Origin of the sequence: Streptomyces sp. NPDC049627 (assembly GCF_044465645.1) — a bacterium.
Classification (GTDB): domain Bacteria; phylum Actinomycetota; class Actinomycetes; order Streptomycetales; family Streptomycetaceae; genus Streptomyces.
Genome location: NZ_JBITLW010000005.1, coordinates 253,856 through 263,891, shown reverse-complemented (window position 1 = coordinate 263,891; position 10,036 = coordinate 253,856). Strand labels below are relative to the sequence as shown.

Sequence of the window (10,036 nt, the reverse complement as noted above, 5' to 3'; positions counted from 1 at the left end):
TGGGGTAGCCGACCGGCGCTGCAACGCCCTTCAGGGGCGCGGGGAACTGCGCGACCGGCCACGCACGCCCCGCAGCCGCCGGCGAACCGGCAGTCGCGAGTTCCTGGGCGACCGGCCGCCTCCGGCTGGCGGCGCGGCCCGGAGGGCTGAGCGGCGGGGGAGTGGGGCAGGCGACCGGCGCTGCAACGCCCTCAGGGGCGCGGGGAACTGCGCGACCAGTCACACAACCACCCGCAGCCGCCGACGGACCCGGAGTCCCGAGCTCCTGGGCGTCTCGGGGGCCGGGAAGCAGGGCGAGGCGTACCGCGTCACGGTTCCGTCGTCTCCGACTCCAGCTTCTCCCGCGTCGCCAGGTCGTACACCCCGTACTCCTCCGGCTGGACGCCCCGCGCCCACTGATACCTGCCGACCGCGTCCTCGACGCCCTCGTTGTAGGTGCCTTGGGCCGCCCTCGTGTAGAGGCCCAGTTGGGTCAGGCGTAGTTCGAGTTCGGTGACCTCGGGACCGCGGTCGCCGCGGCGGAGGGTCGGCGGTGGGGGTTGCAGAGCCGCGGCGGAGCCGTCCTGGGGGGCCGTGGCCGCGGCGGACGAAGAGGGCGGCGGTGTCGTCGGATCCGTCGAGCGTGACGGCGTCGGGGACGCGCTGGAAGCGGACGGGGACGGTGACGGCGACGAGCTCTCCGTCGGGGACGCGGGCGCGGCGGGCGGCGGAGCCGGTCGCGTCGCCGCCCCCGTCGGCGACGGCTCCTCGGACGCCTCGCTGGTCGACGGTGCCGGAACACTCGGCCGTACGTCCTTCGGGAGCGCCGTGTCCCGCGACGGCGTCTCATAGGTGAACAGGCCGCTGGCCAGCCCCGCCGCCGCCAGCACGGTCACGAGCGCTCCGCCCGCACCGAGCAGGACCGTACGGCGGCGCCGGCCCGCCCTGCGCGGCACGTCGTCGCGGTCGTCCGCGTCGTGGTCGCCCTGGTCGTGGCGGTCCGCGCCCGGCTCGAAGAGGCTCAGGTCCTCTGCGCTCGGTGTCGTCGCCCGGGGTGACAGAGGGGTGGGCGGTGCGGCAGGCGGGGCCGTCGGCGGCACCGCTCGCAGCGGCATCGTCTCTCCCTCACCGCCCTCGCCGCCCTTGTCGCCCTCCAGCTCCACGTATGGCCGTATCCGCAGCGGATCGAAGTCCTCCGCCGCGGCCGCCTCCGCCGTACGGGCATCTCGCAGGGCCTCGGACACGCGCGCGCCGCAGCCGCACGACGGGGTGTTGTCGGCCGCTCTCGGTGCCTGGCACTCCGGGCACCGGCGGCCATGCGGGTGCCCCGGGTCGTCCGGACCCATCGCTCCCTCTGTTCCCCTCGGCTCGCTCACGTGTTCGCCCCTCCCCTCGCGAACTCCCCACATTACGCAGACGTTCCTCACCTGGTCTCCGCAAGCCCCCGGAATAACCCATTCCAAACGGACTCGACAGGCCATAACGGGGGAAAGCGATCACGATGGGAGATGCAGAGAGGTGTAACGACAGCCTCGGGAGGTCTTCATGGGCGGGGATGCGCACGGTATGACGGGAAATGTGCGTGACGCGCAGCCCCACAAGCGGGGAGTCGAGACGCACGAGAACGTGCCCGGCAACGTCCTCGTCTCCATCGGCGCGCTGCTTCTCGGAATGCTGCTCGCCGCCCTCGACCAGACCATCGTGTCGACGGCGCTGCCGACCATCGTCAGCGACCTCGGCGGCCTGGAGCATCTGTCGTGGGTCGTGACCGCGTACCTGCTCGCGTCGACCGCCGCGACTCCCCTGTGGGGCAAGCTCGGTGACCAGTACGGGCGCAAGCGGCTCTTCCAGATCGCGATCGTGATCTTCCTCGTCGGCTCCGCGCTGTGCGGCATGGCGCAGAACATGGCGCAGCTCATCGCCTTCCGGGCGGTTCAGGGGCTCGGCGGCGGCGGGCTCATGGTGCTGTCCATGGCGATCGTCGGCGACGTCGTCCCGCCGCGTGAACGGGGGCGGTACCAAGGGCTGTTCGGTGCCGTGTTCGGGGCGAGCAGTGTGCTGGGGCCGCTGCTCGGCGGGGTGTTCACGGAGCATCTGAGCTGGCGGTGGGTGTTCTACGTCAACCTTCCCGTCGGGGTCGTCGCGCTCGCCGTCATCGCCGCCGTGCTGCGGATTCCGCGCAAGTCGACGCGGCATGTCATCGACTACCTCGGTACGTTCCTCATCGCGTCCGTCGCCACTTGTCTGGTGCTGGTCGCGTCCCTCGGCGGGACCACGTGGGGCTGGGGGTCGGCGCAGATCGTCGGGCTGGCCGTTCTCGGGGTCCTGCTCGCCGTCGCGTTCGTCGGCGTGGAGCGGCGGGCCGCCGAACCCGTGCTGCCGCTCAAGCTGTTCCGGGTGCGGACCTTCGTGCTGTCGGCCGTCATCAGCTTCGTCGTCGGGTTCGCCATGTTCGGCGCGATGACCTATCTCCCGACGTTTCTCCAGATCGTGCAGGGCGTCAGTCCGACCATGTCCGGTGTGCACATGCTGCCGATGGTTGTCGGCATGCTGCTGTCGTCCACCGGGTCCGGACAGATCGTCAGCCGTACCGGGCGCTGGAAGGTGTTCCCGATCGCCGGGACCGCGGTCACCACCCTGGGGCTGCTGTTGCTCCACCAGCTGGACGTGGACAGCTCCACGTGGCAGATGAGCGTGTACTTCTTCGTGTTCGGGCTGGGGCTCGGGCTGGTCATGCAGGTGCTCGTGCTGATCGTGCAGAACGCGGTCTCGTACGAGGATCTCGGCGTCGCCACCTCCGGGGCGACCTTCTTCCGGTCCATCGGGGCCTCGTTCGGCGTCGCGGTCTTCGGCACGGTCTTCGCGGGGCGGCTCGACGACAAGCTCGTGGACGCGTTCCGCGGGGTGCGACTGCCGCCCGGCGTCTCGCTGGAGGGGCTGGAGGCGGACCCGCGGGGCATCGCCGAACTGCCGGGGGCGTTGCGGCCGGCGGCGCTGGAGGCGTACGCGTCCGCCATCACCGACGTGTTCCTGTACGCAGCGCCTGTCGCGCTGCTCGGGTTCGTGCTGGCCTGGTTCCTGCGGGAGGACAGGCTGCGGGGGTCCGTGACCGCGCCCGACGTCACCGAGACACTGGCCAGCAATCCGGTCGAGCGGTCGTCGTACGACGAGGTGTGCCGGGCGTTGTCGGTGCTGGGGACGCGGGAGGGGCGGCGGGAGGTGTACCGGACGATCACCGAGCGGGCCGGGTACGACCTGCTGCCGGCGGCGAGTTGGCTGCTGCTGCGGATCAAGAGGTACGGCTGGGTGGAACCGGCCCTGCTCGCCGAGCGCAGCGCCGTGCCGCTGCCCGTCATCCTCGACGCCGCCCGGCAGGTCGAGGGGCGGCGGCTGGCCGTACGCGAGGGCCTCGACCTGGTGCTGACCCCCGAGGGGCGGGCGGTTGCCGGGCGGTTGGCCCGGGTGCGGGAGGAGTCGCTGGCGGAGCTGCTGGGGGACTGGTGGGGGCCGGACCGGCCCACCGATCTGATTCAGCTGGTGAGGGAGCTGAACGAGGAACTGTGCGGGTCGGACCGCGAACAGCCGGGTGCCTCCGGCGGTTAGGCCGGGGATGCCTGCGGCGGCCTGTGCAGTCGTGCCGCTGGGGCGGCTCCCGACCCACAGAAGCGGCACCCCGTCAGCGCCGGGCTGCGCGACCCGCCCCCGCCCAGCCCCATGCCGGGCAACCGTCAGTGCAGGGCCTTGGTGAACCAGTGCTCCGCGTAGGGTTCGTCGTTGTGCGGGGGCGTTTCCTCGTAGCCGAGGTGGGTGTACAGGGCGCGGGCCTCGGTCAGGTCGTGGCGGGTGTCCAGGATCATGCGCGTGGCGCCGTACGCGCGCGCCGCGTCCTCGGCCGCCCGTACCAGCACCGCACCGCCACCCGTGCCCCGCCTCGCCTCGTCCACGAACACCCGCTTGAGCTCGGCCGTTTCCGCGTCCAGCAGCCGCACCCCGGCACAGCCGGCCGCCTCGCCGGCATACCGGGCCACCAGCAACGTGCCCTTCGGCGGCCGGAGTTCGTCCCAGGTGACGGCGGCGATCTCGCGTTCCAGCTCGGCCGGGTCGGTACGGCGCCCCTCGTGCAGGAGGTAGTAGCGGTCGCTGACCTCCGTGTAGTACGCCCGCCAGAGCGCGACGGCGGCGGGGGATTCGGGGGGTTCCGGGGCGACGGTCCAGGTCATGACCGTCATTGTCGGGGGGTGGGTCAGTGGGCTCGCAAGCGAATATGGGGCGACCGGCGTCCGTTTGAGGGGGGCCTTGCGGGCAACCCGGCACACATGTCCACAAGTGTGATCGTTCTGATCGTGATCGCGGCGGTCGTCGTGCTCGGCGCGGCCGTCCTGGCCCTGCGCGCTCGGGGTGCGCACGGCAGCCGGGGTCTGAAGCGGCGCTTCGGGCCCGAGTACGAGCGGGCCGTGGCCCGGCACGACGGGGACGCCAAGGCCGCCGAGAGGGAGCTCACCCAGCGGGTGGAGCGGCACGGCGGGCTGCGGGAGCGCCCGCTGGAGCCGGTCGAGCTGGAGCGGTTCGAGGCCCGCTGGACGGCGGCCCAGGAGCACTTCGTCGACTCGCCGAAGCAGGCCGTCGACGAGGCCGACCGGCTGCTTTCCGAGCTGGCGCAGGCCCGCGGGTTCCCGGACGGCGCGCAGTACGAGGAGCAGCTCTCCGCCCTGTCCGTGCACCACGCGGACCATGTGCACGGGTATCGGCACGTCCACCGTGTCGCCCATGCGCACGTGGGCGGCGGACGGGAAGGCGGCGGGCCGGGTACGGAGGAGATGCGCGAGGCGCTGATCGAGGCCCGGGCCCTGTTCGAGGACCTGACGGCCCCGGTCGAGCGTCACCGAGGGGCGGTCCGTGAGCGCCACGCGTCCCGGAGGGACACCGGCGGCCGAGCCGCCGCCCGCAGCGACGGCCACAGCGGTCATCTGCCGTGGTCGTTCACAGGGCGTCATGCGAAGGGGAGTTGAGTGACATGACGGACGCGACGACCGGCAGGGGCGTCGAGCCCCGGGAGCCGGCGAGGAGTGGGCCCACCGTCGCGCCCACCGGCGGTACGGAGCACGGCGGCACGGAGTCGCGCGTCACGACGCCGGGCGGGATCGACACGGAGAGCGGGCGCGAGACCACTCCGCTCTTCACGCACGACGAGTCCGACACGTTCGAGCTGCAGCTGCAGCACGCGGTCTCCGGGTTCGTCGACGGCCCCCGGGCCGCCGTCGAGGAGGCCGACCACGTCCTGGAGGAGCTCACCGGCCGCCTGACCGAGGCGGTGGCCCAGCGCCGCCGTACCCTGCGCGGGTCCTGGCAGTCCAGGGACGTGGCCGAGGACAGGCCCGGCTCGTCCACCGACACCGAGCAGCTGCGGCTGGCGTTGCGCGACTACCGCGAGCTGGCGGAACGGCTCCTGCACATCTGACGGTCGGCCCTACCTGCCGGGCACATCCGGCACATCCGACACGTCAGTCCCGCCTGCCGCCCGGCGACCCTCCCGACGCTGGCGCCACTGCCGTACGACCTCCTCGACGTCGTACGGCTTGCGGCCCAGCGGCGGGCCGGGCGGCGGCTTCAGCAGCATGTCGCGGATCTTTGCGTTCACGTCCGTGATGATCTTCCGGACGATGCGCTCGCTCGGCGCCGCGCAGGCCGCCGTCAGCGCGTCCTCCGCCTCCTTGCGCAGAGCCAGGCCCGGGGGCAGGACCGACAGGCCCTCACGGGCCATCTTGCGTTTGACCCACCACAGTTCGTCGTACGGGGATTCAAGGTCCGCGGGCAGGGGTTTGCCCGTTCCGGGCAGTCGGTCGAAGTCGCCGCGCGCCTGCGCGTCGTGGATCTGCTTGTCGACCCAGGACTCGAACGGAACACCGGGGGGCTTTCGCTCGGTCATGAGTTCATTGTGCCGGACGCGGCGGTGCCGGGCGATTTATCATGCGGCGTCGGTGGCCAAAACGGCCGCCGTACAAGGACGTTTCAGGAGGAGCGCACGTGCTCGAACTCACCATGGCCGCCGTGTCCGCGGCGGACGAGGGTGCCACGGCCGGCATGCTCATGGCCGACGCGCCCAGCGAGCCGGGCGCCGTGCTGCGGGTGGGCCGCGACAAGTCGGTGTGCCGGCTGGCGACGCCGGACGACTGGCTGTTCGTCTCGCGGGTCCACCTGGAGTTCCTGTGCGGGCCGGACGGCGGGTGGCAGGTGACCTGGCTGCGCGGCTCGCAGGCGGAACCGTCCTCCGAAGTGCGGGTGATGGTGGGTGAGTACGCCCAGCCGATCGCGTACGGCGGGACCGTGCCGCTGCCCAGGGGCGGCAGCGGCGAGATCGTCGTCCAGGACCGGACCGCGCCCCGCAGCGTCAACGTCGGCTTCTATCACGAGGCCTGAGCCGAGGAGGGGCCGAAGTCGAGGAGGGGCCTGAACGGCCGGGTTCACAGCACGCGCGCCAGGGCGAAGCCGTCGTAGCCCTTCGTGCCCACCGTCTGGATCGCCGTGCCGTTCAACCTCGGGTGGCTGCCGATGAGTTCGATGGCGGCGCGGCTGCCGCGGATGTCCGGCGCGGTGCTCTCCGCGTCGGCGACCCGGCCGCCGCGCACCACGTTGTCCACGACGATCAGGCTGCCGGTGCTCGTCAGCCGGAGGGCCCAGTCGATGTAGTGCGGGTTGTTGGCCTTGTCGGCGTCGATGAAGACCAGGTCGAAGGGGGCGGGGTTCTCGTCGGCCAGCTTGGGCAGCGAATCCAGGGCCGCGCCGACCCGCACCTCGACGATCTTGTCGAGCCCGGCGCGCGCGATGTTGCGGGTGGCGACCTCGGCGTGCTTGGGGTCGTACTCCAGCGAGATCAGCCGGCCGTCGGCGGGCAGGGCGCGGGCCAGCCAGATGGTGCTGTAGCCGGCGAGCGTGCCGATCTCCAGGATGTTCCGGGCGCCCTGGATCTCGGCGAGGAGCTGGAGGAACTTGCCCTGGGGTGCGGTGACGTTGATCATCGGCAGTTCCGCCGCCTCACTGTCGCGCAGCGCGGCCTGGAGGGCGTCGTCCTCGGGTGAGAGGTGGGCGGAGAAGTACTCGTCGACGTCGTCCCACCGCTGCGACTCGCTCATCGCCTTGCCTTTCGTATGCCGTGTCCCGTCCGGGACTCCAGGATGGTGGATTCGAGCGACCGGCGCAGGAGGCTGCGCCGATGGCAACGGCGTTTCCGGCCACCTGGAGCGTCGTACGGCCAAGGCGGCCGCCGTCGCCACGGCGCGGCGTCGGCCGGGGCGCGGCGCAGTACGCGGTCGCCGGAGATGCGTTCCGGGTGCGGGCCGGACGTTCCGGTCACCCGCCCGGCGTAGGTGGCCCGGGGGCGTGCGCCGCCGATCCGGGAGCCAGAAGTGGTGGCGTTCGCGGTGCACGCCGCGCCGAGCTGGAGGGCGAGCAACGCCAGGGCGAGGGTGAGGACGCGGCCGCGCGGCCGGCGCCCGAGTCCCGCGATGTGATCGATTCCGCCCCATCGGCCGAGACGCCACCGGAGGCGAGTGGCCCGGCCCTGGACTATCGTCATCCGGACAAAGGGGTACAAAAGGGGCGTAGGCGTCAGGTGAACCGGGGTTGCCTGCGTCTCTCCGGGGAGGCCGACGAGGCGTGGCGAAGGCGGAACACCGTGGGCGACCGGCCGAGGCGCTCGGAGCCACGGCTGTCGGCGCGGTCCAGGCGCGCGTGCGGGTGGCGCGGCTCGGCCTGTGGCTGATCGCCGCGATCCTCGCCGCACGGCAGGTGGCCGTCGTCCTCAGTACCCCGGACGGGGAGCGGCTGACGGATCTGGAGACCTGGGTCGGCCCGGACGGCGTCCTGCATGTGAAGGGTTCTCTGTACGACTCGACGCAGTTCACCGGCACCCCGTTCGGCGGGCTCGTCCTCAAACCGCTGACCCGCGCCGCCGAGCAGGCCCTCGGCTGGGGCTGGACCTTCGGCACCCTCCTGCTCGTCGTCGCCCTCGGCCTGGTCGCCGCCCGTGCCCTGCCGCAGCCGGTCAGCCGGCGTACCTCGCTGCTCGCCGCGCCGGTCGCGGTCAGCCTGCTCATGCTGTCGCTGCCGGTGCGCACCACCCTCTACCTCGGCCAGACCAGCATCATGCCGGTCCTGCTCGTCCTGCTCGGCTGCTTCGCCGTGCGCGGCGAGCGCACCAGCGGCGTGCTCATCGGCCTCGCGGCGGCCCTTCAGCCGACCCTGCTGCTGTTCATGCCGCTGCTGTGGTTCACGGGCCGCCGCCGGGCCGCGCTCTCCACGGGGGGTGTGTTCGCCGGGTGCACGCTGCTCGCCGCGGTGGCGATGCCGCACGACTCGTACATCTACTGGGTCCACCACATGGCGGGCGTCGGCCTCGGCGGGCGCGCCGACGACCTCGGGAACCAGTCCCTGCACGGCGCCCTGCTCCGGCTCGGCCTGACCGGCCCGGGGGAGATCGTCCTCTTCCTGCTCATCGGCGCCGCCGTCGCCGTCCTCGCGCTGCGCCGCGCCGTGCGCTACGCCCACGACGGGCAGCTGCTCCTCGCGGTGGCGATCACCGGCTGCGCGGCGATCGTCGTGTCCCCCACCGCCTGGCAGCACCAGCTGCTGTGGGTGCTGCTCGCCGTGGTCGGGCAGGTCGGCAGGCGGGCCTCCGACCGGTATGTCTGGCCGATCGCGATCGTGCTGGTCATGACCTTGCCGGCGAGGATGATGGTGCCGGACAAGGCGCTCTTCCACCCGCTGCGCGCCGACCTCGTCCTCCTCGCCGCACTCGCCACGGCGGCGGTCGTGCCGTTCCTGTCCCGCACGTCGCCGTACTGGCAGACGCCGATCCCGACGCAGTACGCCGACCCGGTCCCGTCCCGCTTCCGGCGCATCCCGTTGGTGTCGTTCCTGCGCCGGGTGATCACCCGGCCGAACCTGCTCTTCGAGCTCCTCCTCATCCGGGTCACGTACTACGCCTACGCCCAGATCCGCCTCGCGGCCGCCGGAGGCTCCAACTCGGCCGGCCGGTTCAGCGCCGAGGAGCACGGCGAGGAGATCTACTCCATCGAACGCGCCCTGCACCTCGACATCGAGTACTGGGCCAACCACGCCGTGGTGAAGATCGACTGGCTCCGCGACTTCTTCGACTTCTACTACACGTCGTTCCACTTCGGCGTCCCGCTGACGATTCTCGCCGTCCTCTACTGGCGCCGCCCCGTCGACTACCGCTGGGCCCGCACGGCGATCGGCTTCGCGACGGTCTTCGCCCTGATCGGCTTCTGGCTCTACCCGCTCGCCCCGCCCCGCCTGATGCCCGGCCTCGGCATCATCGACACGGTCCACGGCCGTCAGGACTTCTCCAAGCCCGACTACGGCACGCTCACCGAACTCACCAACCAGTACGCGGCGATGCCGTCCCTGCACTTCGGCTGGTCCCTGTGGTGCGGCCTCGTGATCGCCATCCTCGCCCCCAGATGGTGGCTGAAGCCCCTGGCCCTGCTGCACCCCCTGTTCACGATCACCTCGATCGTCGTCACCGGCAATCACTGGGTACTGGACGCGGCAGGCGGCGCCCTGGCCGTCGCCGCGGGCTTCACCATGACGTACCTGTTCCAGGGCCCCCGCGCCCGCCCGGCGACGACGCAGGCGGAGAAGGACGCGGCCAGCGGCGGAACTCCGGCGGCGGTGAAGGGCGGTACGGCGAGTTGACCCGGTGGTCGCCGGGGTGGGGGCGGTGAGCTGTGCGTCCCGTCGTGGTGTGCGGGGGCGGTGCCGGAGGCTGGGTCATGTGCGGCTTTGTGTGGCCGGGTGCGGGCTTCTGGCGGTGGTTTTCGTCGGGTTGCCGGGGCTGGTGGCGTGGGCGGGGAGGGCGCGGTCAGGTGTGGTGTTTGTGGCTGTGGTGAGGGGTGGTACGGCGCGTTGATGCGGTGGTCGCCGGGGTGGGCGCGGTGAGCCGTGCGTCCCGTCGTGGTGTGCGGGGGCGGTGCCGGAGGCTGGGTCATGTGCGGCTTTGTGTGGCCGGGTGCGGGCTTCTGGCGGTGGTTTTCGTCGG

At 72.2% G+C, this 10,036-nt stretch carries 10 protein-coding genes; 5 read left to right on the top strand and 5 right to left on the bottom strand.

The window, feature by feature from the left end; all coding sequences use genetic code 11:
- Positions 1–308: 308 nt before the first annotated feature.
- Entirely contained in the window at positions 309–1,223 is a 915-nt protein-coding gene (locus ACIBU0_RS15695) for a peptidoglycan-binding protein (RefSeq protein ID WP_398817581.1), read from the bottom strand.
- A 301-nt stretch (positions 1,224–1,524) separates the two neighbouring features.
- Between ACIBU0_RS15695 and ACIBU0_RS15690 the strand changes: the two genes are divergently transcribed.
- Positions 1,525–3,582, top strand: coding sequence for a DHA2 family efflux MFS transporter permease subunit (locus ACIBU0_RS15690; RefSeq protein WP_398817579.1), 2,058 nt, complete (start codon positions 1,525–1,527; stop codon positions 3,580–3,582).
- Between the two features lie 125 nt (positions 3,583–3,707).
- On the opposite strand, the gene ACIBU0_RS15685 is transcribed toward ACIBU0_RS15690, so the two are convergent.
- Entirely contained in the window at positions 3,708–4,199 is a 492-nt protein-coding gene (locus tag ACIBU0_RS15685) for a GNAT family N-acetyltransferase (protein ID WP_398817576.1), read from the bottom strand.
- A 96-nt stretch (positions 4,200–4,295) separates the two neighbouring features.
- Between ACIBU0_RS15685 and ACIBU0_RS15680 the strand changes: the two genes are divergently transcribed.
- Together ACIBU0_RS15680 and ACIBU0_RS15675 are read left to right on the top strand one after the other, a co-directional pair.
- A complete protein-coding gene (locus tag ACIBU0_RS15680; protein ID WP_398817573.1) occupies positions 4,296–4,988 on the top strand; it encodes a hypothetical protein in 693 nt (230 codons plus the stop codon).
- A gap of 5 nt (positions 4,989–4,993) precedes the next feature.
- A complete protein-coding gene (locus tag ACIBU0_RS15675; protein ID WP_398817570.1) occupies positions 4,994–5,437 on the top strand; it encodes a hypothetical protein in 444 nt (147 codons plus the stop codon).
- A 9-nt stretch (positions 5,438–5,446) separates the two neighbouring features.
- On the opposite strand, the gene ACIBU0_RS15670 is transcribed toward ACIBU0_RS15675, so the two are convergent.
- Positions 5,447–5,905 carry a DUF1992 domain-containing protein gene (locus tag ACIBU0_RS15670; protein ID WP_398817567.1) on the bottom strand — a complete coding sequence of 153 codons (459 nt, stop codon included), beginning with the start codon at positions 5,903–5,905 and terminating at the stop codon, positions 5,447–5,449.
- Positions 5,906–6,003: 98 nt separating this feature from the next.
- On the opposite strand from ACIBU0_RS15670, the gene ACIBU0_RS15665 reads away from it, so the two are divergent.
- Complete coding sequence (locus tag ACIBU0_RS15665) at positions 6,004–6,396, top strand: hypothetical protein (RefSeq protein ID WP_398817565.1); 393 nt, start codon at positions 6,004–6,006, stop codon at positions 6,394–6,396.
- Positions 6,397–6,440: 44 nt separating this feature from the next.
- Here the strand turns inward: ACIBU0_RS15665 and ACIBU0_RS15660 are convergent, their stop codons facing one another.
- A complete protein-coding gene (locus tag ACIBU0_RS15660) occupies positions 6,441–7,109 on the bottom strand; it encodes an O-methyltransferase (RefSeq protein WP_398817562.1) in 669 nt (222 codons plus the stop codon).
- A complete protein-coding gene (locus tag ACIBU0_RS15655) occupies positions 7,106–7,552 on the bottom strand; it encodes a hypothetical protein (RefSeq protein ID WP_398817559.1) in 447 nt (148 codons plus the stop codon). The genes ACIBU0_RS15660 and ACIBU0_RS15655 overlap by 4 nt, the downstream gene beginning before the upstream one ends.
- Before the next feature lie 80 nt (positions 7,553–7,632).
- Here ACIBU0_RS15655 and ACIBU0_RS15650 point away from each other — a divergent pair, with 80 nt between their 5' ends.
- Complete coding sequence (locus tag ACIBU0_RS15650; protein WP_398817556.1) at positions 7,633–9,693, top strand: bifunctional glycosyltransferase 87/phosphatase PAP2 family protein; 2,061 nt, start codon at positions 7,633–7,635, stop codon at positions 9,691–9,693.
- Positions 9,694–10,036: the final 343 nt, after the last annotated feature.